The organism is Streptomyces sp. A5-4 (assembly GCF_051131715.1).
GTDB lineage: Bacteria > Actinomycetota > Actinomycetes > Streptomycetales > Streptomycetaceae > Streptomyces.
On record NZ_CP178591.1, the window covers coordinates 7,242,871 to 7,268,037 of the forward strand.

The 25,167-nt window shown below is 65.5% G+C and carries 31 protein-coding genes; 27 read left to right on the forward strand and 4 right to left on the reverse strand.

Annotated elements, in window-relative coordinates; genetic code table 11:
* Positions 1-254 precede the first annotated feature (254 nt).
* Entirely contained in the window at positions 255-722 is a 468-nt protein-coding gene (locus ACLLJJ_RS34095) for a LysM peptidoglycan-binding domain-containing protein (protein WP_434598322.1), read from the reverse strand.
* Between the two features lie 301 nt (positions 723-1,023).
* On the opposite strand from ACLLJJ_RS34095, the gene ACLLJJ_RS34100 reads away from it, so the two are divergent.
* The 27 genes from ACLLJJ_RS34100 (at position 1,024) to ACLLJJ_RS34230 (ending at position 22,413) form a co-directional block, all read left to right on the forward strand.
* On the forward strand, positions 1,024-1,938 hold the full coding sequence (locus ACLLJJ_RS34100; protein ID WP_434598324.1) for a hypothetical protein: 915 nt from the start codon (positions 1,024-1,026) through the stop codon (positions 1,936-1,938).
* 107 nt (positions 1,939-2,045) lie between these two features.
* Entirely contained in the window at positions 2,046-3,092 is a 1,047-nt protein-coding gene (locus ACLLJJ_RS34105; protein WP_434598325.1) for a hypothetical protein, read from the forward strand.
* Between the two features lie 329 nt (positions 3,093-3,421).
* A complete protein-coding gene (locus ACLLJJ_RS34110) occupies positions 3,422-4,663 on the forward strand; it encodes an AAA family ATPase (RefSeq protein ID WP_434598327.1) in 1,242 nt (413 codons plus the stop codon).
* A gap of 110 nt (positions 4,664-4,773) precedes the next feature.
* A complete protein-coding gene (locus ACLLJJ_RS34115) occupies positions 4,774-6,459 on the forward strand; it encodes a hypothetical protein (protein ID WP_434598329.1) in 1,686 nt (561 codons plus the stop codon).
* A 68-nt stretch (positions 6,460-6,527) separates the two neighbouring features.
* Positions 6,528-7,532 (forward strand): class I SAM-dependent methyltransferase, encoded by a 1,005-nt coding sequence (locus ACLLJJ_RS34120; RefSeq protein ID WP_434598331.1) that lies wholly within the window; start codon positions 6,528-6,530, stop codon positions 7,530-7,532.
* Positions 7,533-7,639: 107 nt separating this feature from the next.
* Positions 7,640-9,547, forward strand: a complete 1,908-nt coding sequence (locus tag ACLLJJ_RS34125) for an AAA family ATPase (protein ID WP_434598333.1) — start codon at positions 7,640-7,642, stop codon at positions 9,545-9,547.
* 106 nt (positions 9,548-9,653) lie between these two features.
* The gene (locus ACLLJJ_RS34130; RefSeq protein WP_434598335.1) at positions 9,654-9,905 is read left to right on the forward strand and encodes a hypothetical protein; all 252 of its coding nucleotides are present in this window, start codon (positions 9,654-9,656) and stop codon (positions 9,903-9,905) included.
* A 313-nt stretch (positions 9,906-10,218) separates the two neighbouring features.
* Complete coding sequence (locus ACLLJJ_RS34135) at positions 10,219-12,459, forward strand: UvrD-helicase domain-containing protein (RefSeq protein ID WP_434598338.1); 2,241 nt, start codon at positions 10,219-10,221, stop codon at positions 12,457-12,459.
* Positions 12,419-13,018: a 3'-5' exonuclease gene (locus ACLLJJ_RS34140; RefSeq protein ID WP_434598340.1), complete on the forward strand. Its 600-nt coding sequence runs from the start codon at positions 12,419-12,421 to the stop codon at positions 13,016-13,018. Before ACLLJJ_RS34135 ends, ACLLJJ_RS34140 begins: the two co-directional genes overlap by 41 nt.
* A gap of 114 nt (positions 13,019-13,132) precedes the next feature.
* On the forward strand, positions 13,133-13,774 hold the full coding sequence (locus ACLLJJ_RS34145; RefSeq protein ID WP_434598342.1) for a hypothetical protein: 642 nt from the start codon (positions 13,133-13,135) through the stop codon (positions 13,772-13,774).
* A 52-nt stretch (positions 13,775-13,826) separates the two neighbouring features.
* Positions 13,827-14,909, forward strand: coding sequence for an AAA family ATPase (locus tag ACLLJJ_RS34150; protein ID WP_434598345.1), 1,083 nt, complete (start codon positions 13,827-13,829; stop codon positions 14,907-14,909).
* A 95-nt stretch (positions 14,910-15,004) separates the two neighbouring features.
* The gene (locus ACLLJJ_RS34155) at positions 15,005-15,175 is read left to right on the forward strand and encodes a hypothetical protein (RefSeq protein WP_434598347.1); all 171 of its coding nucleotides are present in this window, start codon (positions 15,005-15,007) and stop codon (positions 15,173-15,175) included.
* 5 nt (positions 15,176-15,180) lie between these two features.
* On the forward strand, positions 15,181-15,543 hold the full coding sequence (locus ACLLJJ_RS34160; RefSeq protein ID WP_434598349.1) for an HNH endonuclease: 363 nt from the start codon (positions 15,181-15,183) through the stop codon (positions 15,541-15,543).
* 54 nt (positions 15,544-15,597) lie between these two features.
* The gene (locus ACLLJJ_RS34165) at positions 15,598-16,320 is read left to right on the forward strand and encodes a hypothetical protein (protein WP_434598352.1); all 723 of its coding nucleotides are present in this window, start codon (positions 15,598-15,600) and stop codon (positions 16,318-16,320) included.
* A gap of 338 nt (positions 16,321-16,658) precedes the next feature.
* On the forward strand, positions 16,659-16,874 hold the full coding sequence (locus ACLLJJ_RS34170; protein ID WP_434598353.1) for a hypothetical protein: 216 nt from the start codon (positions 16,659-16,661) through the stop codon (positions 16,872-16,874).
* A gap of 64 nt (positions 16,875-16,938) precedes the next feature.
* A complete protein-coding gene (locus ACLLJJ_RS34175; RefSeq protein ID WP_434598355.1) occupies positions 16,939-18,105 on the forward strand; it encodes a hypothetical protein in 1,167 nt (388 codons plus the stop codon).
* On the forward strand, positions 18,102-18,389 hold the full coding sequence (locus tag ACLLJJ_RS34180) for a hypothetical protein (protein WP_434598357.1): 288 nt from the start codon (positions 18,102-18,104) through the stop codon (positions 18,387-18,389). The genes ACLLJJ_RS34175 and ACLLJJ_RS34180 overlap by 4 nt, the downstream gene beginning before the upstream one ends.
* A complete protein-coding gene (locus ACLLJJ_RS34185; RefSeq protein WP_434598359.1) occupies positions 18,386-18,688 on the forward strand; it encodes a hypothetical protein in 303 nt (100 codons plus the stop codon). The genes ACLLJJ_RS34180 and ACLLJJ_RS34185 overlap by 4 nt, the downstream gene beginning before the upstream one ends.
* The gene (locus ACLLJJ_RS34190) at positions 18,681-18,917 is read left to right on the forward strand and encodes a hypothetical protein (RefSeq protein ID WP_434598361.1); all 237 of its coding nucleotides are present in this window, start codon (positions 18,681-18,683) and stop codon (positions 18,915-18,917) included. Before ACLLJJ_RS34185 ends, ACLLJJ_RS34190 begins: the two co-directional genes overlap by 8 nt.
* Complete coding sequence (locus tag ACLLJJ_RS34195; RefSeq protein ID WP_434598363.1) at positions 18,914-19,099, forward strand: hypothetical protein; 186 nt, start codon at positions 18,914-18,916, stop codon at positions 19,097-19,099. The genes ACLLJJ_RS34190 and ACLLJJ_RS34195 overlap by 4 nt, the downstream gene beginning before the upstream one ends.
* A complete protein-coding gene (locus ACLLJJ_RS34200) occupies positions 19,096-19,806 on the forward strand; it encodes a hypothetical protein (protein WP_434598365.1) in 711 nt (236 codons plus the stop codon). The genes ACLLJJ_RS34195 and ACLLJJ_RS34200 overlap by 4 nt, the downstream gene beginning before the upstream one ends.
* Positions 19,799-20,098 carry a hypothetical protein gene (locus ACLLJJ_RS34205; protein ID WP_434598367.1) on the forward strand — a complete coding sequence of 100 codons (300 nt, stop codon included), beginning with the start codon at positions 19,799-19,801 and terminating at the stop codon, positions 20,096-20,098. The genes ACLLJJ_RS34200 and ACLLJJ_RS34205 overlap by 8 nt, the downstream gene beginning before the upstream one ends.
* 34 nt (positions 20,099-20,132) lie before the next feature.
* Positions 20,133-20,621 carry a hypothetical protein gene (locus ACLLJJ_RS34210; RefSeq protein ID WP_434598369.1) on the forward strand — a complete coding sequence of 163 codons (489 nt, stop codon included), beginning with the start codon at positions 20,133-20,135 and terminating at the stop codon, positions 20,619-20,621.
* A gap of 197 nt (positions 20,622-20,818) precedes the next feature.
* A complete protein-coding gene (locus tag ACLLJJ_RS34215; protein ID WP_434598372.1) occupies positions 20,819-21,226 on the forward strand; it encodes a hypothetical protein in 408 nt (135 codons plus the stop codon).
* Positions 21,219-21,731 (forward strand): hypothetical protein, encoded by a 513-nt coding sequence (locus ACLLJJ_RS34220; RefSeq protein ID WP_434598373.1) that lies wholly within the window; start codon positions 21,219-21,221, stop codon positions 21,729-21,731. Before ACLLJJ_RS34215 ends, ACLLJJ_RS34220 begins: the two co-directional genes overlap by 8 nt.
* A gap of 266 nt (positions 21,732-21,997) precedes the next feature.
* The gene (locus ACLLJJ_RS34225) at positions 21,998-22,147 is read left to right on the forward strand and encodes a hypothetical protein (protein WP_434598375.1); all 150 of its coding nucleotides are present in this window, start codon (positions 21,998-22,000) and stop codon (positions 22,145-22,147) included.
* 11 nt (positions 22,148-22,158) lie between these two features.
* Positions 22,159-22,413 carry a hypothetical protein gene (locus tag ACLLJJ_RS34230; protein WP_434598377.1) on the forward strand — a complete coding sequence of 85 codons (255 nt, stop codon included), beginning with the start codon at positions 22,159-22,161 and terminating at the stop codon, positions 22,411-22,413.
* Positions 22,414-22,503: 90 nt separating this feature from the next.
* On the opposite strand, the gene ACLLJJ_RS34235 is transcribed toward ACLLJJ_RS34230, so the two are convergent.
* From ACLLJJ_RS34235 to ACLLJJ_RS34245, 3 genes are all read right to left on the reverse strand, one after another.
* The gene (locus ACLLJJ_RS34235) at positions 22,504-22,887 is read right to left on the reverse strand and encodes an HU family DNA-binding protein (RefSeq protein WP_434598379.1); all 384 of its coding nucleotides are present in this window, start codon (positions 22,885-22,887) and stop codon (positions 22,504-22,506) included.
* Between the two features lie 132 nt (positions 22,888-23,019).
* Entirely contained in the window at positions 23,020-23,385 is a 366-nt protein-coding gene (locus tag ACLLJJ_RS34240) for a hypothetical protein (RefSeq protein ID WP_434598381.1), read from the reverse strand.
* 41 nt (positions 23,386-23,426) lie between these two features.
* Positions 23,427-25,166 (reverse strand): hypothetical protein, encoded by a 1,740-nt coding sequence (locus ACLLJJ_RS34245; RefSeq protein WP_434598382.1) that lies wholly within the window; start codon positions 25,164-25,166, stop codon positions 23,427-23,429.
* Between the last annotated feature and the right edge of the window lies 1 nt (position 25,167).

Consider the following 25,167-nt stretch of genomic DNA (forward strand, 5'->3'; position numbering starts at 1 on the left):
TGAGCATGGACGACCTAGCGGTCAAGCTGCTCGGCGAGTACAAGCTCGAATACCCGTAGGACTGCGCTCTGGTGGCATCCGGTCCGTGAACGACGAGGTCTAGCGGCTGCACTGGGTACGGCTATGTAGTTCTCCCCGGGCACGGCACCAGCGCGCATCACGACTGATGGATCTGCAGGCTCGCCGGGAAGCAGAATCCTCCACCTGAGAAGACGACGATGCTCTGATCGCCACGAGGCAGTCAGGGCATCGAATCAGGCTCGGTACACGGCAGTACCGTCCTGCCGGGTCGTCACCGGCGGGATGAGCAGCAAAGCCCTCGCACAGATGAGATCCGGGTTCTGGGTTCTGTTCGTCTCGACCAGAATGCCGATCGGCACCCCCGTCGTCCCCGAGATCGCGATGAGCGTATCGCCTGACTTGATGGTGTACGGCATCGCCTTCGGCGCGGGCTTCGCCTCGGTCGGTGCACCCGATCCGTTGTGCTTGTCCTCGTCGCCGCGACCGGGCGCCGGATCCTGACTCGCCCCGCTCTTGTCCTGCTTTCCCGCGCCGCCCTCGCTCGGCTGCTGGGCGCTGCCACCTCCGGCGGTCCTCTCGCCGGGACTCCCCGGTGCTTCGACCGGGGCGCGATTGCCCTGCAGCGCCTGGATGAGGCCGCCGTCGGACGTCACGAGCTGCGTCAGGCCCCACCCGGCGAAGAGTGCCGCTCCGCCCACCATGACGCTGACGGGTTAGTTGCCGAAGCCCATCGGGCCCACGTGACTCCCGGCAGGTGCTCTCATCTGCCCGACGGCTTCAGCGCCGTCCCCACTGGCCTCTGAACCGTAGCGGTCATCCCTGCCCCAACTCCTCTCCGAATAACGCGCACAAACCATTCGTGACCGACATCAACATTCTACTCGTAGATGAATCGAAGTTGATAGAATAAGGGCCTGTATGGCAGTCCGAAGCCTGTCTGATAGGGCTCCAATGGGCCCCTGAACCGCCGACCGCCAGACCGAGCGAAGGAACCGCAGCATCATGACCAGCTACTCCATCTCCGCCAGCCAGATCGCCGAGGGCAAGAACGTCTTCATCCGCGGGAAGCTCGGCTTCGCCGTACTCGCCCGCCTCATCGAAGGCGCGGAGCTCGTCACCAGCGACCAGCGCAAGACGAAGAACGGCATGAACCCCATCGGTAAGCCGCACACCACCGCGACGATCATTCACGCCGAGGTCCAGTTCGCCGATCCGAACAACCCCACCCTTGAGGAGCAGTTCGTCTCCGAGCGCCGCTACGACTCCCCGAAGCGGCCCGAAGCCGGACCCAACTACTCCATCGACTCCAAGGGCAGCACCCTGCCGGTCATCGTGATCCCTTCTCTGAAGGGCGACGGCACCTACGATCAGGACGAGTCCGGCCACGAGCTTGCGCAGGGCCTCGACGTCACGCTCGTGCTGCGCACCTACAAGCCGAAGAACTTCAACAACCGCGGCTTGGCCCTCGAACAGGTGATCGTTCACGAGGCGCCGCGCTACTACAATACCGGCGGCGTCGACCAGGCTGAGCTGGCTGCGCGTGGCATCGTGCTCAACGGCACGCCGCGCCCCGTTCAGGCCACTCCTGCCGGTGCTGCCCCTGCCGCCGCCGTCCCGGTGGCGACCGAGGTCGAGGAGGGCCTGTCCTTCCCGGCCCCGCAGCCTGTGTCCGCACCCGTGGCCGTGGCCGCGCAGGCTGCGGTTCAGACCGCCCCGGCGAACGTCGCTGTTGCTCCCGCGCCTGTCGCCGCTCCGGCTCCTGACCAGAAGGAGACCCTGGAGCAGAAGCTCGCGCGTCTTGAGGTCGAGAACGCCTCCCTCAAGGACGCCGGTTCGGCCGTGGGCTCGCCCGTGGCCACCGGCCCTCGGAATGGCTCCGGCCCGGCCCAGGAGGTGGGGATCACCTACCAGGGCTGATCCACGCTGACCGTCGATAAGGCCCCCGTACTCGCATCCGTGCAGTGCGGGGGCCCTGTCTTTCTCTCCCCCTCCTGACCCCTCCGATCGAAAGTGCGCGCGCCACGATGACTCCAGCCGATCCTCATGCCTGGTTCCCGCATTTCTACGGCAACCCCGCGATCCGCACTCTAGCCAGTGCCTGTCGGTGGACCATCTCCGGACAGATCGGGGAAGAGACCTCCGACGATCCCACCAAGCCGCAGAAGCGCAAGGTCCCGATCGATGTACGCCACCTGCTCGACGGCTGCACGTCCAGCTGCAAGCACGCCGGCCCACTACGCGGAGCCTTTGCTCTGGACGAGACCTGCCTGCTCACCCTCGACGAACTCACCGCGGCGATACCGAACGCCGCGAACACCGCCTTCTACCTCCAAGCCCAGACAGACGGGCTACTCGTCCTCGACATCGAGGCAGACTGCCCGCCAGGTGTGGCCACAGACCTGCTGCGGCTGCCGGGCATCCTCTACTCGGAGCTGTCGATGTCCGGCCGGGGCTTCCATCTCGTCATGCCGCTGCCGAAGAACTTCCACGACTTACCCGTAGCCGCCGGCAAGCGTGTCCTGCGTGAGGAACACGGCTGGTACGAGCTGCTCCTGGACCACTGGGCGACTTTCACCCGCCAGTCGGTACCCGGTCGCATCGTCGTCCACGTCGACGCAGCAACTACCGCGCCGGCCTTCGCCTCCATTGAGGACCTCTACGCGCAGCTAGCCGTGAGGGCCAGCGACAGCTCCGGTGCTTCTGCATCAGCTGTCGACACCGCCGAGGACATGCCCGAAATCCCGTACTCGCAGGCCATCGTCGAGCAGACCCTGGCCAGTGCACACCACCAGCTCCGGGATCCCGGAGACTTCAACCACGACATGTCCCGCTGGGAGTTCTCGGTTCTCGCCTCGCTCTACGGCTGGATGCGGACGCAACTGCGTGCCTACAGCGCCCTCGGCGTCGAGTACTCGACGGGCGACACCGCGTGGTTGCTCTACAAGGTGGCGCTCGACGTCATTCCTGCACGCCCCAAGCACAGCGAGCGGCGCAACGGCCGGCCCTTCCTCCTCGACCGGGCGGCTGCGCTCGTGGCCGACCGCGAGGCCCATTCCTCGTCGACCAACTGACGCTCTGTGCCTGTGCCTGCTTCTGCTCCTGGTTCATCTGCTGCCTCCGGCAGCGGGTGGGGTGGGTGACGAATGCTGCCGGAGAGGCCGAGCACAGGTGGGGGACAGGCTGGATCGCGCGGAGCGCGATCGGGTGGCGATGTGCAGCGGGGCTCCATCGCCACCAATGGGGGGAGTGCAGGTCTCCGCCAGGCTCCGACGGCGCGGCCCGCGCCACAGGACCGTTCACGGCCTATGCAGCCTCGGCGACGCCGAGAGCAGCGGTGCCGTCCTCCGACGTCTCTTCTCTTTCTCTCTCTTCCTCGCCCACGCGCAGAAAAGACATCGACATGAAGTTCAACGACACCCTAATTACCCTCATCAAGCAGTCCCTCGAGGTCGGCGCGACGCCCGCTCTCATGGGCGAACCCGGCATCGGCAAGTCCAGCTTCGTCGAGGACCTGGCCTACTCCATGGGCACGCAGGCCTTCACGCTGCCGTGCAACCAGCTTGCCGACAAGGCCGACCTCACCGGCGCACGCCTGGTGTCGTACACCAAGGACGACGGCACGCAGAGCTACAAGCAGGTCTTCTACCCGCACCAGGTGATCCAGGAGTGCATCGACTACGCCGAGAAGAACCCGCGCGAGTGGCCGATCCTCTTCCTCGACGAGATCAACCGCACCACCTCCGACGTCACCTCCGGCGCGCTGACCCTGGTCACGCTGCGCCGCATGGGGTACGTCGAGCTGCCCAAGAACGTCCGCATCGTCGTGGCGGGCAACGACCGGGGCAACGTCACCTCGCTCGACGAGGCAAGCCTGTCCCGCTTCGCGATCTTCCACGTCGAGCCCGACGCCGCAACCCTCATGTCCGTCCTCGGCGACAACATAAACCCCTGGGTGAAGACGGTGCTCACGCAGTACCCCGGGCTCATCTTCCAGAAGTCGACGCCCGAGGCCATCGTCGCCGACGGTCAGGACGAGGACAACAACGGCAACGTCACAATGGCCGAGCTGTTCGACGGCGGCGAGGAGATGAACCAGCTCACCACGCCTCGCACCATCGACAACCTGTCGAAGTGGCTCAACGTGGCCGACCCGCAGCAGCTGGCGCAGTACCTGGCCACCCCGATCCAGATCGGCGACCGCGAGACCTCGCTGCTGAACGAGGCCATCGAGGCCTACGTCGGAGACACCATGTTCACCACACAGCTCGTGGCCACCATCGCCCAGGACCTGGCGAACAACGCCGGCGGCGTGCAGCAGAACCGGGTGAACGTCCCGAAGCCGAACTGCTACCAGAGCCTGAAGGCCGCACCGAACATGACCGACATGGCAGCGCTCGTCGCGACGCTGACCGACAACGAGAAGTCCGGATCGCTGCTGTACGCGCTCAAGGAGAGCAAGGACAACGCGCGCCTCATCGAGCAGCTGGCCCAGGCCATCACCCAAATCGAGCCGGAGCACACCCGCACGCTCATCGAGATGGTGACCAGCCAGCAGATCGACCGCCAGAACCTGGAGGCCTTCATGGAGATCGACGCTCCGATCGTCAACCAGGCCAAGCCGGTCCTCTCGGCCTTCCTCTGATTGCTCGCTCACCGGTGGTGGGGACTGCTGCGGGCTGCCGTCCTTGCTGCAGCTCCCCACCACCGACGGCGCTCTGCCGCTGCCTTGTCCTCAGAAGGAGACCACGACCCATGACGATCACCGTCACGAACCAGAAGCCGGCCGTACTCGACGCACTGCACACCATCTCGTGCACCGGTGATTACGACCCGACGCCGGCGATCCAGCAGACCCTCATCGACCCGCTGCTGGAGCCGTTGAACCCCAACGCCTCGGCGAGCATCACCGACGCCCAGGGCGCTGATCTGACGGGGGACATCCCGGATCTGGTCCTGAGCTGCCTCGGCGACACGCTGAACGTGGCCAGCGAGCAGACGGTCAAGGAGCTGCTCGGGCAGACCCTGATCAACTTCGACCAGGGCACACCGCTGCCAGTCGCCGAGCTCTTCGCCGTCCAGGCCGGGCAGCAGCACAAGATGCCCGCGCCCTCCCCGCGGGTGCTCTACACCGCGCAGGCTGATGTCCTCCCGGCCGCGAAGGCTCTGCTGGCGGGGACCGGCGAGGCGAGCGCCTTCTTCGCCTCGGTCGCCTACACCTTCCACCCCGACACCCTCGGATTCTGGTTCCAGTCCTCCGCGGCCTTCGACGCCTTCAAGATCTGGCTGTCCCAGCAGACGCAGACGATGGCCAACGCGCTACCGCCGGCCACCACCAAGCTGCTCAACGACTTCACGGCCCTGTCCCTGAAGGGGCTCACCGATTCGCTGCTGGTGCGCAAGGACGACTCTGACGCCAACGACGAGCACTCCTTTGCTCGCGTGCTCGTGCACATGCTCATGAACTACGTCGAGCAGCAGCGGGCCCAGGCCAGCCAGCAGAACACCGCCCTGGACACCGGCGTCCTGCCGTTCACCGTCGGGGAGCTGTTCTGCCCGCGCTCCCTCGTCCTGGTCAACGTCGAGGCCCACGCCCGGGCCACCGCGGCGAAGATCACGGGGGAGTGGAACCTCATCAAACAGTCGCTGGCTTCACCGGTGAAGGTCGTCTCGAACACGTCGCTGTCCAAGCTCACGTCGCTGCCACGGGCCGCCGCCCGGGCCGCCGCTCTGGGAGCCACGCAGCCACCGGGCCAGCCTGGCAGCCGTAGCGCCCAGGTGGCGTTCCGCAAGCAGCCGCCGAGCAAGCTCGACCTGTTCAAGGACATCACCCGCGTGCTGCGCCGGATGGGCAAGGTCAACAAGTCGCAGAACATCTTCCGCACGACGAAGGCGACCTTCCTCAAGGCCAACCGCCGGAACCCGGACGACTTCAACAAGCCCGGCCGGATCACCTCGGTGCAGTACATGCCCGACCTGCACATCTACATCGACACCTCCGGTTCGATCTCCGAGGAGAACTACCAGGAGGCGGTCATGATGCTCATCCGGATCGCCAAGAAGCTCAACATCAACCTGTACTTCAACTCGTTCAGCCACTTCCTGTCCCAAGAGGTGATGCTGCGCACGGAGAACAAGTCGACGGCTCAGATCTGGAAGGAGTTCCGCAGGATCCCGAAGGTGTCGGGCGGAACCGAGTACACCCAGATCTGGCAGTACATCAACGCCAGCCGGGTGCGCCAGCGCAGGCTCTCGCTCATGGTCACCGACTTCGAGTGGCTGCCGCCGTCCACGCGTCAGGACCACCCGAAGAACCTGTACTACGCGCCGTGCTCCGCCATGGACTGGTCGTTCATGGTGGACCTGGCCACACGCTACGCCGACTCGATGAAGCACATCGACCCGAGCATCCGGCAGAGGCTCCTCGGCATGGTCGTCTGACCCTGCGCCCTCCAAGAGCCGCCAAGAGCGTGCCGTGCGACCAACTTCCCTGGCCGGCACCGCTCTTGGTGACCCTGACCTTCTCTCTCATCTATCACGCCGAGCATCCTGCACTGAAGGAACCTCCGATGCGAATCCCCACGGATGTGCTCGCAGCCCTGTCAGGCCGTACCAAGACTGATGGCCATCGCCTGATGCCCGTCGGCCCCCGCTTGACTCCCGCCCTGTACCAGCGCGTCAACGAGGTCCTCGAAGCGGTCGGCGGTCGATGGACGAAGACCGAGGGTGCGCACCTCTTTCCCGTCCACGCCGCCGAGGTGCTCGCCCCAGTGCTTGCCAACGGTGAGGTCGTGCCCCTGGGGGAGAAGCGCACCCTTGCTCAGTACTTCCCCACACCCGAACCCGTTGTCGACCAGCTCATCGCTCTGGCCGCCCTTGAGCCCGGCATGACCGTGTTGGAACCGTCTGCCAGCTCCGGTGCCATAGCCATAGCCACAGCCGCAGCAGCCCGCGGTGCGATCGTGAACTGCATCGAACGGGACCCCGGATACGCCACCGTCCTGTCCGATACGCATGTGGCGCGCCGGGTGCAGTTCGCTGACTTCGTCACCATCCCTGCCGAACCCCGCTTCGACCGGGTGCTGATGAACCCACCGTTCACCCGTGGCACCGACATGGCCCACGTCACCCACGCCCTACGGTTCCTGAAACCGAATGGGCTGCTGGTGTCGGTCATGTCGTGGACCGTCACTGAACAGACCGGCAGCACCACAGCCTTCCGAAAGCTCGTGGAACAGCGCGGTGGTCTCGGCGAAGCACTTCCGGCCCGGGCGTTCGCCCAGTCCGGGACGATCGTCGACACCGTCCTCGTCACTATTCCTGCCACCCGTCCGGCCGACGCACGGCCCACGGTCTGGCCTGCGCGCGACATCCCCGCCCGGGACGCGGAAGAAAACGGAAACCCGGCCGAGATCGCCGCGGAGATCGTCGCTGATCTTCGCAAGGCGGTCGCCGCTTTCGAAGAGGTTGCCGCCGCGCTCCTCGAAAACCGCCAAGAGCAGTGCCGCTTTTGACGACCCCTAATTTTCCCTCTCACTCATCCATATCCCTGCTCGGGACACCGTGGCGCATCCGCCCAGCGCGCCACCACGCCGAGCGACCCGCACCGAAGGAGGACCCGGTGGGTCTCAGCAACTTCACACCCGGCGGCTCCGACGACGACAAGAGCAACGGCGGTGGCGGCAGCTTCCCTCCGCAGTTCCCGTCCGTGGGACTGCCGTCCAGCGGTGGCAGCGCCGATGACGTCAAGGAGCTCCTCGTCGACTACAACGAGAAGTTCAAGAACGCCGATCCGACCATGTTCCGTGACACGCTCATCGGGCAGGTCCTCTCGGTCATCATCAGCAAGACCAAGCCCAGCGCTCTGCTGGTCGGTTCCGCCGGCGTCGGCAAGACGAAGATCGTCGAGGACATCGCACGGCGCATCGCGCTCGGCGACGCCCTCATTCCCGACCAGCTCAAGGACTACACGATCTACGAGCTGCCCATCACCAACATCATCGCCGGGACCGGCATCGTTGGCTCGCTGGAGGAGAAGGTCAAGGCGATCGTCGAGTTCGCCTCGGACCCCAAGAACAAGGCCATCCTGTTCATGGACGAGATCCACCAGATCACCGGAGGGTCCGGCAGCCGTGGCGACGCCGTCGGCCGCAAGATCTCGCAGATCCTCAAGCCGGCCCTGGCCCGCGGCGACATTTCCGTCATCGGTGCGACCACCAGCACCGAGTCTCGGGCCTTCGACGAGGACCCGGCCTTCGCCCGTCGCTTCACCCGACTCATCGTCGACGAGCTGAGTGTGGAGCAGACACTGACCGTGATGACTGCGGTCCGTCCCGGCCTGGTGGCGCACTACCGTTACCAGATCGGGGTCACCGACGACGTCCTGGCCTCGGTGGTGCAGATCGCCGAAGCGAACTCCCGGGCTGGCCAGCACCGGCCGGACCACGCCATCACGCTGCTCGACCGGGCAATGGCCGATCGGGTCCTGGAGCAGAAGAAGCTCATCGTTCAAGCCGAGGTCGCCGGCGACACGGCACTCGCGCAGACCTTGCGGTCCATCCCGCAGGTACCGCTGACGAACACTCGTGTGCTCGATGTGGCCAAGCGCCTGATGACCGGAAACGCCCAGCGCAAGGACCCCGACGTCGCCGCGCTGAGCGCCACGCTCACCGGCCGCCTGCAGGGCCAGGACGACGTGCTCGCCAAGCTCACGGACCGTCTGGCCCGCGAAGAGCTCAACCTGTTCCCGACGAAGACGCCCACGACGTGGCTGTTTGCCGGGGCCTCGGGTGTGGGTAAGACCGAGGCGGTCAAGATCATCGCTGAGGAGACGACCGGCTCCGAGCCGATTATCCTCAACATGACCGAATTCCACAGCGAGTGGTCGACGTCGAAGATCATCGGCGCACCTCCCGGTTATGTCGGATCGGACTCCAACCAGGAGCTCCCGTTCGACACGCTGGAGTCCAACCCCCACCGGGTCATCCTGCTCGACGAGTTCGAGAAGGCCGACAAGGCTGTGCAGCGCCTGTTCCTCTCGGCGTTCGACGAAGGCTACATCCGCAACGCCCATGGCAAGATGCTGGACTTCTCCAAGGCCCTGGTCATCTGCACGACCAACGCCGCCCGTGATTCGCTCGACGGCAAGATGATCGGCTTCGGCAACAACCCGAAGACCATCTCGAACCAGAGCCTCAACAAGGCGCTGGAGCAGTTCTTCGACGCCGAGCTGCTGGGCCGGTTCTCACTGGTCGTGGGGTTCAACCCTATCGACCGGCAGACCTACCGGCAGATCATGGCCGCCGACTACGAGCGGCAGCGTGAGCGGATCGTCGAGGCCAAGCCGCGGCTGGCCCAGGCGCTTCCCGTATCGATGCCCGACGACGAGCTGCGCGCCATCGAAGAGACCACCTATGTGGACTCCCAGGGTGCGCGGCCGGCGCGCAAGGCTGTTCGCACCTGGATCGAGGACTGCCTGCTCGCTGCCCAGACCGGCGGCACATCCTCGGCATCCCCGTCGGACGACTGAGCAGCCGTCCGCATCGAACCGAGCGTTCCTGTTCCGGAACATCCGGAACAGGAACGCTCGGCGTACCTCATCCTCACGCCCTCATTGCTCAGAAAGGGGGACAGTCATGTCCACCATGCTCCCTGAACCTCTGCGCCAAGAGCATCGAAAGCGAGCCATGGAGCTCTCCGCCGCAGCCCGAGCGATCCTCGCCACCCATGTCCGGAGCACCGATGAACTCCGCGAACTGGGCCTCATGCTTGGCCTGATCGAGATCGATCCCACAGGATCCCTGGTCACGGCCTGGCCCTGGGATCTCGATGCCGACGATGCTGCCGTCGATGGTCCCGACTGGCGCTCGGACTCGACCTCGAAGTGAGATGAGCTGCCGCTGATGAACGACCGCGCGCCTGGGTAGCGCGCGGTGTCCGGGGCGTGGCTTCGCCACATACCCCGGATTCAGGGGCCTAACGGCCCCTGACGGGTGGGTTGAGAGGAACACGGGCGGGGCTCGTCAGCTGACGAGAGCCCCGCCCGTGTTCGTACCTGCGCCCATGATCCAGCCTTGTCGCTGCGCTTTTCGCTCGCCTTCGAGCATTCGACTGACTATGCACATCTTGTCGGAATTGCCGCGCGAAGTGATTCATGCTCCTCCCAATCCGCCTCTCGATTCACCGAAGAAAGGCAATGGCATGCCTGTTCTGCTTGATGACCTCGACCTCTCGGCCAATGCCGTTGCTCAGAAGGCCGTCGACCCGAAGTTCTTCTCCTCGAAGCTCACCGGCAACGGCAAGAAGATCGGCCTGCTCAACGAGTCCCTGCTGCCGATCAATACTGCTACCAACACCGCCTACGCCATGGCCACCGATATCGAGGTCAAGCAGAGTTCGACGCAGCACGACATCACCACGACATCGATCCCGCTCGCACCGATCACGCGCCGTGCTCTGAACGCCGGCGGGTCCTTCACCCTGCCGAGCCCGCACGTCGACGACCGCTTTGCTGTCGACACCTCGTCCAGCCGATTCGACGAGTGGGACGTCGCCTTCGACATGACGCCGCAGGCGCTCGTGTTCTACCAGGACAAGTCCGGCGGCAAGTCCGCGCGCGACCTCGTCATCCAGTACCGGGTGGAGCTGTACTTCTTCAAGAAGGGGCTCCCCGAGCCCGAGCGCGCGACCGCAGTCTCGCGCTCGGTCGGCTACGGCAACCGCGACGCCGCCGTCTTCCTGCAGTGGGACACCAGCCCGCTGGAGAACGCTCGCGACTACGTCCAGGACGTGCTCACATCCGCCGGCCTGACTGCCTCCAACCTCGACGATGAGTTCGACGAGTGGATGCGCCAGTACTCGATCTACGAGCGCATCACGCGTCTGGCCCAGATCTGGGACTCCGAGACGATCGCCGACGAGGTCTGCCGCTACATCCAGGACATGCCCGCGGGCCCGACGGAGCAGCAGCTGAACATGCTCGCCGTCCAGCTGCGCTACCTGGAGAACTACAACGTCCCGCTGGAGGCATACCGCCAGATCCACAAGCAGATCGATGCGACCTTCTCCGACCGGATCGCCACGAAGCTGTCGAAGCAGAACCTCAGCCTCCTGATGAACCGCACGCTCGACCACCTGGAGCAGATGAAGGCTCAGCTGGTCGTACCCGCGCAGCCGGCCACGCCTCCGGCACTGCCAGCCCACCTGTCCAAGCAGCAGCTCGACGCGCTCACCACGCACGAGCCGCTGGTGATGACCCAGGCCGGAGCCGGAACCGGCAAGTCGACCGTGATCCTCGAGCGCATCAAGTACCTCGAAGCCTGTGGGGTCCCCGCCTCGGACATCACGGTGCTGTCGTTCACCAACGCCGCGGCCGACAACATCACGGAGAAGAACCCGGACGTCGGCTCGATGACGATCGCCAAGATGATCATCGACATCTACTCGATGAACCACCCGCGGCACAAGGTCTCGGCCATCGACACCATCATCAACTCGATCGACATCTTCTACCCGAACAGTCAGTTCGCGGCGACGTTCCGCCACCGCCTGCTGGAGGTCGACCAGAACAGGACCGGTGCCTTCACGGCCCTGAACGCCTTCATCGAGAGCCACTTCGACGAGGTGATCTCCCTGCTCGACCGCATCGAGCAGACGTCGCTGGAGCTGCAGATCATCATCTGCTACCAGAAGATCGACGACATGGCCGAGCCGGCCCACGTGCAGTCGAAGTACCTCATCATCGACGAGGTCCAGGACAACAGCGTGTTCGAGTTCATCTACGTGCTGAAGTACATCACCAAGCACGCTCAGTCCCTGTTCATCGTCGGCGACGCCTCGCAGACGCTGTACGAGTTCCGCTCAGCGAACCCGCGCGCGCTCAACACGCTGGAGGGCTCGGGGGTCTTCGCGACCTTCAAGCTCATGACGAACTACCGGAGCAACCAGGAGATCCTGGACTTCGCGAACGTCGTGCTCGGCGGGCTGGAGACCAACCAGTTCGCCAACATCCAGCTGCAGGCGAACTCACTCGCAATGCCTACGGCGGACTCGTTCCAGGAGAAGGTCACCCTGGAGTACCGAGAGGTGGCCAGACTCACTGGGTTCGTCACCCCAGGACTTGCAGGCGATCGTGCGCAACACGGTCATCCCCGACTACGTGGACAAGTGTCTGGACCGGGGCGAGCAGGTGGCCTTCCTGGCCTACTCGCGCCGCGAAGTGTCCTTGATCCAGGATGTGCTCGAAAAGCGCTACCCGGACCGCCACGTCGCCTCTCTGGTCAGCGATCGCGTCTACGCCACGGACATCTTCTCGAAGTACATCAAGTTCTTCTGGAACGACGTCCTGCAGGCACCGCCGACCAACGCCGCGTTCGTGGTCTCCCAGGGGATCAAGGACAACATGGACAAGCTGACGAAGAACGCTGCCAACGCCAACGTTGAGAAGGCGATCCTGCGCACGATCTCCGAGTGGTGGATCGAGAACAGCGCGACCATCAACGGCTGGGTCACGCTCTGCCACCAGGGCACGCTCACGCACAAGGCGTTCTTCGATCGGCTGCGCGACAACCTGCTCTCCTTCGAGATTCAGCGGAACCAGCAGAAGCTGAACATCAACAAGCAGAAGAACCGGGAGCGCAAGCGGAAGAACCTCGAGTCCAAGGCCGACCTGGTCGTTTCGACGATCCACGGCGCCAAGGGTCTCGAATTCGACAACGCTGTCGTCCTCTACAGGGAGGACACGAAGATGACCCAAGGCACCAAGCGGATGTTCTACGTCGCCTTCACCCGTGCCATGAAGAGCCAGTACGTACTCGGCTACGGCACCGTGAAGAACCCTCCGATCCAGAGCAGTTACGAGCAGATCGTGACGGCTCTGACCGAGCGCGACAAGAGGAACGCCGCTCGCGCCCTCGGCATCGATCCGGATCTCCTGGACGACAACGACAGCGCTGCTCCCGGCAGCGCCGACGACCGCTCCGCGGTCACCGCGGCCGTCTGACCAACCGCCGCCACCCCATGCTGCAGGGGCGGGTGTCTCGCTCGTCGAGAACACCCGCTTCTGCGGTCTTCCACACTTCACACTCCTGAATGACGCAGCCCGAAGGAGCACGCCATGACCGTGCTTGGCACACAGGGCGACTCCGACGAGCTCGCCCCCGGCCCGCTGGCCACCTACGACCTGATCATCTGCCACCAAGACCGGATCGTGTTCCACGACCACTACGAGTCGCCCGAGCAGCGGCTGCGCATGTGCGTCGGCATCCTCACGGACTCCGATGTCCTGGCCGACACCATCACGGCCACCAGGGCCGCCCGGATCCGCGATCTCCACAACGCCTACATCGCACAGCGGCAGAGCAACCTCCAGGAGCTCTGCGCCACCCCGGACGAGGTCGTCAACGCCCTCGCCAAGCTCTGCCGCGAGTGGGGCATCCAGCTCTATGTGAGCGCCACCGCGAAGAAAAGCGCGGCCCCCAAGGCGCTCTACTCGGTCATCACCGAGTACGGACCCGGCCAGACGGTCGCCGAGCACTTCCCCGACCGCATGGCCCGTACAGCCAGCCTCATCGAGCGCGCCGAGCACTTCTTCACCTCGCCTGGCCACATCCCCAAGATCGTGCTCGCCGACGAGCAGCGCCTGGCCGCGCTTGTCGCAACACTCCTGATGCCGGCCACCGTCACCCTCACCAAGTCCGTGCTCAACGAGGACGAGGGCGTCTACCGCCCGGACAGCAGCGTGCTTCCGATCAGCTGAGTGCCGCTGCGCCGCCACCACCCACATACCCGTGCGAAAGCAAGAAATCTCCATGCCCGCATCCACGATCGTCGCCTCCGGCGGGGAGTTCCGCCTCTACGGGGACTCCGTGCAGACCTTCGCCGATCTGCCCGTGGCCACCTTCACGATCTCCTTCTCCCAGATGGCCGGCTACAGCCTGCGCCAGACGGAGCCGCTGGCATCCGCCGAAGAGACCGTCTACGGCAGCCACGCCTCCCGTGTACAGCGGCTCGTCACCGGCTACTCCGCCATGGACCGCTCGCTCGGCGTCATCCTCTCCGGCGACAAGGGCATGGGTAAGAGCCTCATGCTCCGCCTGCTTGCCGAGCGTATGCGCGAGGAGCACCACCTGCCCACCGTGCTCGTGCAGCACGACACGCCGGGGCTGGCCGCCTTCCTCGACGAGCTGGGCGAAGTTGTCGTCGTCTTCGACGAGTTCGAAAAGATCTTCTCCAACGAGGACGACGAGTCGCAGAACCAGTTCCTGAGCCTGTTCGACGGGCTGAGCACGACGAAGCGCCTCTACGTCCTGTCGGTCAACGAGCTGCACCGTGTCAACGACTACATGCGCAACCGCCCCGGCCGCTTCCACTACCACATGCGCTTCGCCTACCCCGACCCCGACACGGTCGCCACCTACCTGCGCGACCAGGTGCCCGGAGTGGCCGAGAAGCAGGTGGCCGAGATCGTCGACTTCTCGCGGAAGTACGACATCAACTTCGACCATCTACGGGCGATCGCCTTCGAGCTGCGCCTGGGCGAGTCGTTCGCTGAAGTGATCGGTGACCTGAACATCAAGCGCAGCGAACATGCCAGCTCGCGGATCGAGGCACACATCACCTGGAAGAACGGCGACACCGACGTCTTCGACGGTCGTGTCGATCTGTTCAACAGCGACAGCCTGCAGACCATCAACGACTGGGACACCGGTACCGGGCTGCAGTTCCGCATGCGCGACGCCGTCCCGTCCGAGGACGGCTACCTGCTCCCGGATGGTGCCTTCACGCTCACCGACCTCCGTGACGAGGACGACAGGTCGCCCGACGACGAGAAGGACCTGCGTGCCGCCGCGGTGACCCTGCGCCGTCCCCCGAAGTACTCCATCGACTTCTGAGGACGCCCCCATCCGAACCGCCGAGGAGCCACTCCGGTCTCCTCGGCGTTCGCTGTCCGGCTCACGCGTTCTTGTAGAGAAAGCAGCCTTCGACCATGCCCAAGTACCGCATCGTCTCCGAGCCCGACCCCGGCCCAGAGCATCGTGAGCCCCGAAGGGCCAACCTTTGTCTCGGCAAGGCCCGTCTCGTTACGGTCTTCGACTCCGAGGGCCCGTTCTGGGCGATCAGGCGTGAGCTGACCCCCTTCGGCAACGAGCTGCACTGAGCGCCATGCAGCCAGATCCGACTGTGATGCTCGCCTGCCTGGCCGTCGCTGCGCTCGGCATCCTGTGCCTCGCCATCGGCGTTGGCCGTAAGCGGCGCTGGCGGGACCCCGCCAGACTTTTCAGCTGGTCCCAGAAGCAGCAGCTCATTCGCCAGGCCAACAGCCGGTGCGAGCACACGCCGCCCCTCTGGTTCCGGTGCCCGGCAGAGGGGACCGAGGCCGATCACATACTCCCCTGGAGCTGTGGCGGGCCGACTGAACTGTGGAACGGCCAGCTGCTCTGCCGCCGGCACAACCAGCGGAAGTCCAACTACGTGCCGAGCCCCCTCTACCGCTGGCGTCTCGCACGCCGGCGCAAGAGGTACTGACCACCCCGACACACCCGACCTGCTGAACCAACTTCACTGAAGGAGCAGATCGTCTTGGGCACAAGCATGCTCATCGCCACCATCGCCTTCCCGGCCGAACGTGCCGAGCCACCGGACTTCGACCGCGGCCGCCAGTTGCTTGAGCAGATCGAGGATCTGTCACTCTTCAACTTCGACGACCCCCCGATAGAGCTGGAGCAGCTGCTGACGGGCCTCTATGGCGAGTTCGACCTCGTCGGCGAGGACGGTGCAGTACTCATCGAGTACGCCCGGCGCGCCGGTCTCGCCATCATCGACAACCTCGAAAAGGCACTCGACTCCCGAGGGACGGTCTTCCTCACCGTCGCCGACTACAGGATCTACCTCTCAGGCGGACTCGCCAACGGCGACAGCCGCACGGATGCGACCAGCGCGATCTGGAACGCTTACAAGTTGCCCGAGAGCGTGCTGGTGGCCATGGGCTTCATCCCGGACTGCGAGCTGCCGCTCTCCCGCGCGAACGGCAGCGGGGAACACACACCCCTCACCGACACCGACGCAGTCGACGCGATCGCGCTCGGCCTTGGCACCTCGCCGGACTGGTCCGGCGCGAACGCCCTCGATTGGATCGCCGACGTCATTGGCAAGGTACGCAACCACCCCGGGGGCGGCGATCCCCGCAAGTACCAGGACGAGTTTGCCGAGGAGCATGCCGTCGATCCGCTCGACGACCCCTTCCTGGCCATGTACGTCGACGAAGGGACCGACGAGGTGGACGAAGAGGAGAACGAGGACTGACCTCGACCGACGCGACCTGAAGCCCCTGGTCGACCTGCTCGGGCGCCACCTCGAAGAGTCCGGACGCGAGACCGCCCAGGCCCGCCGGCGGCTCGGTTCGCAGCGTCACCATCTACGTCCGGCGCCGGGACGGCTCGTACCCCCTCGAGGCGATCACGCTCACCGGCACCCCGGAGTTCGAGAACTTCTGCTGGGGCCAGGAAGAAGCTCTGCGGTGCCCGTTCGCACGAAGTGACTGCACCCTCTGCGACACGGTCAAGGGTGACGAGACCCCTACCCCACCGAGCGCCCCAACCGCCCAGCCCCCCACCGACACCGACGGCGCATAGGGACTTGTCATGGACCGGATCTACACCAACCACCGCCACGGCGAACGCCGCATCCACATCGAGATCGACGAATGCGAGGTCGCCGACCTCCTCGATGACCTCACCCCCGAGCCCGACGCGTTCGCCGGCACCCTCCGGCTCATCGAACTCCTCCGCGAGTCCCACGACCGCTTCGCGGCCGACCGGCAACGCGACGCCACCGAAACCCAGACCTCCCGGACTTGAAGCCCCTACTGACGAACCAGTCAGCAACCTCACCGACTGAACCCTCACTCAGGAGCAGCACCCTATGACAACCGCCGCGCACGGGCCACAGAGCTCCACACAGCACCCCGAAGCACCTGGGACCTCAATCGCCCCCCAGCGACTGTCGGGCGGGTCGCCGGAAAACCACCACGAGGTCACCTCGACCATTGCCCTCACTGCCGAAGAAGGCGCAGCGCTCCTGGGGCAACCAGAGGAACTCCGGAAGACTCCCCGAGAGACCGCCCCAATACCCGGCACCGACGAAGCTCGCGCCGCCGCGCACTTCGCCAACGACGCGAGCACCCACAAGCTGACCGTGCACCGCGAGGACGGCGTCTTCCGCCACCTCGAATTCACCGGCCTCTCTGGCATGTCCCGGATCAGCCTCGTCACCTGGCCGTACAACCTCCTCGTCACCGGATCCCACGGCAGCTACCACTTCGAGAGGTTCGGCCTGGACACCGAGGACATGCTCAACTGGATCCGCGGCAGTCGGCCGAACCCGAACTCATGGGCGAGCAAGCTCGTCAACGGCCGCCAGACCGTCGAGGAGTACGACCGGACGCGCCTGGATCACAAGATTCGCGACCTGGTTGCCGAAGCGGTCCAGGACGGCCGGGCACCCGCCGGCCTGGAGACCGCAGTTCGGGAGGAAATCCTCGACAGCCACTGGATGGACGACGAGCAGAACGCCCTCCGCCTCGTCAGCGAGTTCCAACTCGGCATGCAGTACCGGTCCGAGTGCTCCTGCGGCAAGGGTGCGGACCATGACTCGTACAGCTCGGCTGCCTGCTGGAACCTCCTCACCCACAAGGGCAAGGGCGACGATCACTACGTCCGGGTTCGGCAGACCGCGGGCTTCGTCTTCGACGACTTCGCCGAGTGGAACATTCACAAGCTGGGTTACCACTTCCTGTACCAGTGCCACGCCGCCGTGTGGGCAGTCGCCCAGTACGACGCCGCCCGGGCCGCGGAGCCGGTCTTCTTCCAGCCCGGCCACACCTACGTCAACACCGAGTTCCCGCAAGCGAGCTGGAGGTTCCGCTGCGACAGCATCACTACCCACCCCGAGGACGGCAAGCGGATCGCGCTCGGCTGGCGGTTCTTCAAGGACACCTGGGAGCCGTGCGCGTACGGCGAGGACGACTGGGCCCCCCACCTCTCGATCGGCCAGCTCGATGTCTCGGTAGCTGGAGAGGTGGCGTCGTGACGTGCTTCCCGCTCCTCCGGCTGCTCGCCCAAGCCTTCCTGAGCGGCGTGGCTGGAGCCCTGGTCGTGACCGGCATCTGGCTCGTGGCCGCGGGCGAGACACCGTCGCCGATGACGGGTTTGGTGTGCGCGCAGATCGTGACCACGGCGTGGTCGCTCGTCCAGGCCGCCCGCTTCCGGCGGAAGTGGCAAGCAGTTCTCACCTCCTACAACGAGCCTGCCCTGGGCGAAGGGATCGACATCCCGCACCGGCCGCCAGCCGACAACGAGGAGGGAAGCCGGTGAACGACGAGCAGTGGAACGCCCTGTACCCGATTAGTACGCCGGTGGTCGCGTACTCCGGTGTCCGCCCGGAGGACCCGCTGGCTGTCGCGGTCCGGAAGCGGCAGGCGGACGGTCGTTTCGTGGGAGAGGCCGACGCGAACCTGTGCCGCGCCCTGACGACCGTCACGCGTACTCCGGCCTGGTCGCTCGGCTACGGCGACCCTGTGGTGTCCGTCGAGGGCTGCACGGGCGGCATCCACCTCACCCACATTGACGTGATCGTGGAAGCCCCGTCCAAGGTGGCGGTGGCTCGTGGCTGACTTCACGTTCGAGACTGTCACCCACAGTGTGCACCGCTGGATCATCCCCGCCCCCGAGCCTTTGGGCGCCGCAGCGGAGGAGATCAGCAAAGCGTGGGCCGTGGCTGCCAACGCCTACCGGGAGACGCACGAGCTCGCCAGCACAGAGCCGATCCCCGGAGAGGCTCTCCGCTTCCACGTCCGCGACACCGCCATCGTCATCGAATACGCCACCGAGGAGCGAGCATGACCGAGCGGATCGCCACCGAGTCCGCACGACCGCACAGCCCCCTGCAGCCGCTGCCCGATTGGTCGTTCTGGGACGCTGGCATGGGTGGCTTCTGCACCTGCTACTGCATCGACCTGGCCGTACGGCTCTACCACGAGTACCAGGCCCAGCAGGCTGAGACCCCTGAGGCTGTGCCAGCATGAGCCGCCGTCCAACCCAGGTCCCAGCGATCGACGCGGAGCACGGCGGTGAGATCCACCCCGCCTTCGGCGTCGCGGTGGTGACGCGAAGAAGTGGCTCAGGTCGTTCGCTGTTCCAGTCCGACCTGCTCCACAACGAGACCATCTCGCTCTCCGTCCACCAGGCCACGCGCAAACGCGACCTCAACCACGACTGGGTCCATCCAGGCCTAGAGCTCGTGGAGATAGAGATGAGCCTCGCGCAGTGGGGCTCGCTCGTGTCCTCCATGGGTCTCGGCAGCGGCGTGCCGGTGACCATCCGGCGTACCGAGCACGACCCCTTCGTGCCCGAGATCCCTCATCAGCCCCGCACCGCCGAAAGCCTGCGGGAGGTCCGCGAGGTCACCGACCGGATGTACGCCCGTGTCAAGGCCGCCACGGCGGCACTGCACGAGGCGATCCACGAGAAGAAGGGCGTGAGGGCCACCAAGGAAGCACTCAGCGCACTGGAGAACGCCGTCGCCGGTGTGGGCAGCAACGCCCAGTTCGCCGTCGACTCGCTGGTGGAGGCCGGCGAGCAGGTGGTCGCCCAGGCCCGCGCCGACATCGAGGCTCACGTCCTGGAGGTGGTCCGCCTGACCGGTGCCGGATCATCCATCGAAGCCTCGTCATTCGATGTCCCGGCGCTGCCGGGGCCAGCTGCCAGCCGAGAGGAGCCCACCGATGCCTGAACTCGCCGTGCCCGCTGAGCTGTTCGACGCCGACTTCGTCGCCGACGACGAGCACGGCCTGGCCGCCCGCTACGACTGGGTCGTCCAGGACGGCAATCTCGTCCATGCTCCCGTCGTCGGCTGGACCTGGGCATGCCTCGAGTGCGGCGAGTCCGGGACCCTGCCGGAGATCCCTGTCCGCCTCGCCTCCCCGCACGGAACGCAGCATGCAGCGGGCCCGTTCAACACCCTCGCGCCACTTCTTGTCTCCCTCGTGCGCAAGTTCCCTGGCTCTCCGCCGCAGGGCGACTGAAGCACAAGCCTCGACAAGGAGGGACACACCAGTCATGACCGCACTCACGGCTATCGGGACGCCGCGCCGGCCCCGAGCCGTCATCGTCGACATCGACGGGACGGTCGCCAAGCATGTGCTGTCCGATGGCACGCTGTTGCGGGGCCATCACGACTACCGCCTGGTGGTCTGGGATCTGCCCAACCCGCCGATCATCGATACGGTGAACGCGCTGCGCGACGCTGGCCACCAGATCATCTTCTGCTCTGGCCGGCCCGAGCGTGACGACCGGGGGTACAGCGTCCGCGCTGCGACCCGGGGCTGGCTGGGCCAGCACCTGGGGGAGTGGGCTGACGATGCTCTGCTGCTGATGCGCGGCCAGGGGGATATACGCCCCGACCACGCCGTCAAGCACGAGCTGTTCAACGCCCACATTCGTGACGCCTACGACGTCCTCCTGGCCCTGGACGACCGTGACCGAGTGGTAGCCCTGTGGCGCTCGCTCGGCATCGTCTGCCTGCAGGTCGACGAGGGGAACTTCTGAAGTCGCGACCGTCCATCCATCAGCGCCCGTGCTCCAGCCCCGCACGGTGCGGGGCTGGAGCACGGTCTCCTCTTTCTCTTGCCCCGTCCCGCCTCTACGAGACGGAGTGATCCACCATTTGATGCCCTTATCGACTCGATGAGAACCGTCGCATGCGAGTCGACCGCAATCTATTCCCGACTGATTAGACTGAAGCTATGACTCACAACAGCAACGCTCACGACAACGGCACTCCCGACGCCGAACTCCCGAGGTTCTCCGTCAATGTCGTCCCGGTCGACCAGCTCGGGCGCGAGAACCTCGCCACGATGCTGAACCTCTATCGCCGCGGCGAGATCACGCCGCTGATCTTCGGAGACGGCAACAAGCCCGAGGCCGCGATCATCCCCTTCGCCGCGTTCGTGCGCCTCATGAAGTACGACCACACGGCCCACGTCCACGCTGAGGCTGCTTTCCAGGCCGAGCTCTCCCGCCGCATCCAGGAGTCCGACGCCTCCGGCGAGGCGGGGGTGACCGTCGAAGAACTCGCTGAGAGCCTCGGCCCGCTCGGTCAGCAGTGGGCGGATGAGCATCGTGCTGCCCAGCAGGAGAAGCGTGATGAGTGAGCATCAGCCTTCCATCCGCCTCCTGCCGACGACCGGTCTGAAGCAGGACCTCCAGGCGCTCCACGACGCCGCGGTGATGCACCCTCATGGGCCGGAGGACCGGCTCCTGCGCGTGGCTCTCAACCAGCTGGGCCGGATCAAGCAGGGCGCGCCGAGCGCGCACCCGCTGGAGTACATGCCCAGTTATCCTGACCTCTCTGATTGCGAGACCACGTACGTCGGCGCAGATCCGAATGCGAAGCCCTCGCACCGGATCGTCTGGCGGGAGCGCGCGCCGCAGCGCCCGGGTGAGCCCGTCGCCCGCGAGATCATCGCCCTGGGTGAACGCGCGAACGGGCAGGCCTACTACATGGCCGGCCAGCGTCTGGGGCGCCCTGTGGGATTCTCTCTCGCCGAGCTGGCTGCGCAGCGCGAGCCGATTGCGAGTCCCTCGCGACCCCGACGGCGCTCGATCGGCAGCTTCGACACGCTATCCATGAACGAGCCCGGCCTCCAGTTCGAATGACCCGCAATCCGCTACTCTGTTCCTTGTTGAGGGCCTCTCAGCTAATGGAGTCAATGGCGATTCGATAGGGGTGAGGTGGTGACGATGTGCGACTACGAGCCAGCGGCTCTGGCGATTGCTCCTGACATCGAACGCCAGTCCAGCGCAGGCATGGGACGCCGCCGACGGATCGGTCCTCGTTCCGCCCTCTTCGTACGGCGCGGCATCGGACTGGCAGTTGCCCTCGGCATGGCCTACGGCATCTTCCACATCATCTTCCGCCTGAGGTGCTCGCCCCCCTACTGGCCTACGTCGGACCCGTCAAGGACTTCATCGGCTGGGTGGTTGAGGACCCGGGGCGAGCCTGGATCGCGCTGGCGGCCCTCGTCATCCCGCACATCGGGCTGTACTACCTGCTCTTCGAGGACCGGAAGTAGTGCGGAGCGTCATGTTCAGGACCAAATTCAAGAGCGCTCGTGCCATCGTCGCCCTCGGTCTGATCGGCAGCGTCAGTCTGGCGGTCATCGTCGGATGGGTCACCGGCTTCTTCGCCTCGATCGCGAGCACCGTCGCCGGCCTGTGGAACAACTTCATGGGATGGATCAACTCGCCGCTGGCGTGGGAGCACCTCCTCGCAGGGGCCGGCGTGCTCATCGTCCCGGTCGTCGTGCTCGTGCTGATCTTCGCCATCGCCGACGGCTGAGCCTCGCAACTGGGCTCGTCCCGCCATAAAGAGAACCCCCGTGATGCACAGGTATCGCGGGGGTTCTCTTTTCTGCTGGCTCGTCGTTGTCTACGATGCGGCCCGTAGCTCACGGTCCTCAGTGACGTTCTCGAATTCGTCGGCATCCTCGATCGTCCCGTAGGTCTCCGGCGAGATGTCGTCCTCATTGCCCCCCAGCCGGCGGTTGAAGCTGCTCGAGGCGGAGAACTTCAGAACCACGTAGTCGTCGACGTTGCTCTTGCCGAAGCGCACCTTGTGACCCTTATGGTCCTGTCGGTAGAAGCGGCCGAAGCTCGTAAGCACGACCGTCTCTCCGCAGCTGACCGCCCCCGTGAGTTCACCAAGCAACGACTCGTACACCTTGTTCACCACCCGGATCGGCAACTCGCTGCGAGTCGCGACCCGCGAGATGAACTCGCGCTTACTGACACGCGGATTCGCCGTCGTCTCCATGCCTGCACCCTGTCTTATCGTCGTTCATGCGGCCGCTTCGCTAAGAAACCAGTCTACTGAGGATAGTCATGAGTCGAGAAGGAGAGCCGGGCTTATCGAGTGCACTCGCTACGTCTGTCGCGACTCATTTGACTAGAGCTCCAGATCTGGCTCGATCTCCTCCCGGTCGTCCTTGGGCTCGTAGTCGACCGACTCGATGATGTTCCGCGTGTCCGGATCGCGGCGCTGGTTCACGACCTTGTCGTGGGACTCCTCGAACCGCTGCTGCGCCGCCACGCGGTGGGCCGCATCGAGCTTCGCACCGATGTTGCGCTCTCCGAACTCCATCATCGAACCCAGCGACGACTTCGCGCCCTGCTTGATCGCGTTGACTTTGGACTTGTTCTGCGCCCGCTGTTGCTCCCATCGGCTCCGATCCTCCGGCGTGACGTAGCCGAACATCTGCGCGAAACGCGATCCGAACCTGACCTGCTGTCCCTCATTTTGTTCCTGGCTCATGACCCGTCCTCCTGCTCCTTGTTCGTGTTCTCGGATCGCCCTCAGGCGGGCTGGTAGTCCTCGGAATCGGTCTCAGCGTTCGGGCCGTCGTTCTGTGGGCCGGCCTCCTGCTCGGCCGACGGGCCCGTAGGGCGCGACCGCGGCTTGCGCCGCTGCTCCTCGAAGAAGGCGCCCGGGTCGTCGACCGCCGTCTGCAGCGTCTGCTGCCAGTTCTCTCCGAGGCTCCGCTTCAGCTCAGCCTCAAGGTCCGGGTACTTCTCGTTCACTGCCTCCATCGCGTCGACGTAAGCGTTGGAGTAGACCCGCTGCTGCTCCTCGGGCGGCAGGCCGTCGATATCCATGCTCGCGATCATCACCTCGGACTGGTCCAGGCGGTGCTGGAGCATGTCGGGCAGCCCGCTGGTGTCCAGACCCTGCTTCTGCGCCGCGAAGCTGACCAGGTAGCCGAGCATGTTGCCCCCGTAGCCTTCTTGGTCGCCGCGGCCCAGCGCGTTGAGCAGCGAGGTCTTCATCGTCTCGGCGAGCTGGATCTGGTGGGCGTCCGCGTCCATGGGCCGGCGCAGCGTGAACATCCCTTCCTCGGGCAGACGTTGGCCCAGCTGGTCGTCGAACTCCCCGCTCCAAACCGTGCGGACCCAGTTCGAGCTCGCGATCCGCTCCTCGTGCGCAGGGGCCTTGACGATCCGGCCGTGGGCCACGCCGTTGAACATCGTGCGCAGCTCGGGTTCGTACTCCATCCGCTCGCCGATGATCATTCGCGCGCGCTGGACGACCTCCTGGCGCTCCAGGCCGTCTTCCCTCATCTGCTCGTGCAGCCGCTTGCGCATCGCCTGGTAGCTATCGCGGATCAGGCCAGCGTCCGCGCCCGGCTCACGCATCTTCCAGAAGGCGTTCTCCATGAGTGCGACCTCGGTCATGGCTGCCGAGTCTGGAGTGAACATCTCCCGGTGGCCGCGCTCACGGCGCTGCATGGCGTCGAAGCGCTTGAGCCACTTCTTCGTCAGGTGGTCACGCGGATCCGTGCTGCCGATGAGGCGCTCGCGCCGGGCGTCGCTCGGCACGTCCTTGAAGATCCTCTGCCGGTGCGCGATGCCGCTCTCGGCAGAGGCGACCATGCCGCGGGTCCTGGTGTCGATGCGTTTCTGGATCTTGTCCTTGAGGGGCTGGAGGTGGCTGTCCATCTCCTTCTTGAAGTCCGGGGCGAGCATCCGCATCGTCATCACCATGCCGACCGCCTGGATGATCGAGTTGGCGCTCACTCCGCGCGAGAGCGGCTTGAGACACGACTGCATCATCATCTGCATGTAGACGTGGTGCATGACGCCGAGATCCTGCATCCGCTCATCGTCGTTGAAGCCGGGCACCAGCAGCTTCGAGTCCCGTAGCGAGGTCATGTACTTCTCACCGGCCAGCCGTGTCTCAGCCCGGAGCTTGAGCAGCTGCTCGCGCTGATCCAGGCCCTCGCGCTCGTCCTCGGCCCGGTCGACGTCGATCCGGTGCACGCGCTCACGGGCGGCCATCCGCTCCCCGGTCTTCTCACCGAAGAACCCGCGGGCACGGTCCCGGAGCCGCTCACGCCAGGCGCGCGCACCGTCTGCGTCCTCCGGTCCCGGCTCGTCGATCACCTCGGCGTCGATCGGCTCGTCCGAGCGCGAGTCCCCGTAGGAATACGCGTTGCCTCCAGGCTCATCGGCCTGATGCCGATCGTCGTCAACCGGAAGCGCCTTGGACGCGCGCCGACGGTCCGCGGGTCCCGTTCCGAGTTCCTTGTGCTGTACCACC

Excerpts from the sequence above, each read along its gene's own strand:
- ACLLJJ_RS34140 (WP_434598340.1), top strand. The coding sequence starts at position 12,419 with ATGGACAAGCTGACGAAGAACGCTGCCAACGCCAACGTTGAGAAGGCG.
- ACLLJJ_RS34135 (WP_434598338.1), top strand. The coding sequence starts at position 10,219 with ATGCCTGTTCTGCTTGATGACCTCGACCTCTCGGCCAATGCCGTTGCT.
- ACLLJJ_RS34200 (WP_434598365.1), top strand. The coding sequence starts at position 19,096 with ATGAGCCGCCGTCCAACCCAGGTCCCAGCGATCGACGCGGAGCACGGC.
- ACLLJJ_RS34240 (WP_434598381.1), bottom strand. The coding sequence starts at position 23,385 with ATGAGCCAGGAACAAAATGAGGGACAGCAGGTCAGGTTCGGATCGCGT.
- ACLLJJ_RS34150 (WP_434598345.1), top strand. The coding sequence starts at position 13,827 with ATGCCCGCATCCACGATCGTCGCCTCCGGCGGGGAGTTCCGCCTCTAC.
- ACLLJJ_RS34170 (WP_434598353.1), top strand. The coding sequence starts at position 16,659 with ATGGACCGGATCTACACCAACCACCGCCACGGCGAACGCCGCATCCAC.
- ACLLJJ_RS34220 (WP_434598373.1), top strand. The coding sequence starts at position 21,219 with ATGAGTGAGCATCAGCCTTCCATCCGCCTCCTGCCGACGACCGGTCTG.
- ACLLJJ_RS34110 (WP_434598327.1), top strand. The coding sequence starts at position 3,422 with ATGAAGTTCAACGACACCCTAATTACCCTCATCAAGCAGTCCCTCGAG.
- ACLLJJ_RS34160 (WP_434598349.1), top strand. The coding sequence starts at position 15,181 with ATGCAGCCAGATCCGACTGTGATGCTCGCCTGCCTGGCCGTCGCTGCG.
- ACLLJJ_RS34210 (WP_434598369.1), top strand. The coding sequence starts at position 20,133 with ATGACCGCACTCACGGCTATCGGGACGCCGCGCCGGCCCCGAGCCGTC.
- ACLLJJ_RS34230 (WP_434598377.1), top strand. The coding sequence starts at position 22,159 with ATGTTCAGGACCAAATTCAAGAGCGCTCGTGCCATCGTCGCCCTCGGT.
- ACLLJJ_RS34155 (WP_434598347.1), top strand. The coding sequence starts at position 15,005 with ATGCCCAAGTACCGCATCGTCTCCGAGCCCGACCCCGGCCCAGAGCAT.
- ACLLJJ_RS34215 (WP_434598372.1), top strand. The coding sequence starts at position 20,819 with ATGACTCACAACAGCAACGCTCACGACAACGGCACTCCCGACGCCGAA.
- ACLLJJ_RS34100 (WP_434598324.1), top strand. The coding sequence starts at position 1,024 with ATGACCAGCTACTCCATCTCCGCCAGCCAGATCGCCGAGGGCAAGAAC.
- ACLLJJ_RS34205 (WP_434598367.1), top strand. The coding sequence starts at position 19,799 with ATGCCTGAACTCGCCGTGCCCGCTGAGCTGTTCGACGCCGACTTCGTC.
- ACLLJJ_RS34105 (WP_434598325.1), top strand. The coding sequence starts at position 2,046 with ATGACTCCAGCCGATCCTCATGCCTGGTTCCCGCATTTCTACGGCAAC.
- ACLLJJ_RS34115 (WP_434598329.1), top strand. The coding sequence starts at position 4,774 with ATGACGATCACCGTCACGAACCAGAAGCCGGCCGTACTCGACGCACTG.
- ACLLJJ_RS34195 (WP_434598363.1), top strand. The coding sequence starts at position 18,914 with ATGACCGAGCGGATCGCCACCGAGTCCGCACGACCGCACAGCCCCCTG.
- ACLLJJ_RS34095 (WP_434598322.1), bottom strand. The coding sequence starts at position 722 with ATGGTGGGCGGAGCGGCACTCTTCGCCGGGTGGGGCCTGACGCAGCTC.
- ACLLJJ_RS34145 (WP_434598342.1), top strand. The coding sequence starts at position 13,133 with ATGACCGTGCTTGGCACACAGGGCGACTCCGACGAGCTCGCCCCCGGC.
- ACLLJJ_RS34130 (WP_434598335.1), top strand. The coding sequence starts at position 9,654 with ATGTCCACCATGCTCCCTGAACCTCTGCGCCAAGAGCATCGAAAGCGA.
- ACLLJJ_RS34175 (WP_434598355.1), top strand. The coding sequence starts at position 16,939 with ATGACAACCGCCGCGCACGGGCCACAGAGCTCCACACAGCACCCCGAA.
- ACLLJJ_RS34235 (WP_434598379.1), bottom strand. The coding sequence starts at position 22,887 with ATGGAGACGACGGCGAATCCGCGTGTCAGTAAGCGCGAGTTCATCTCG.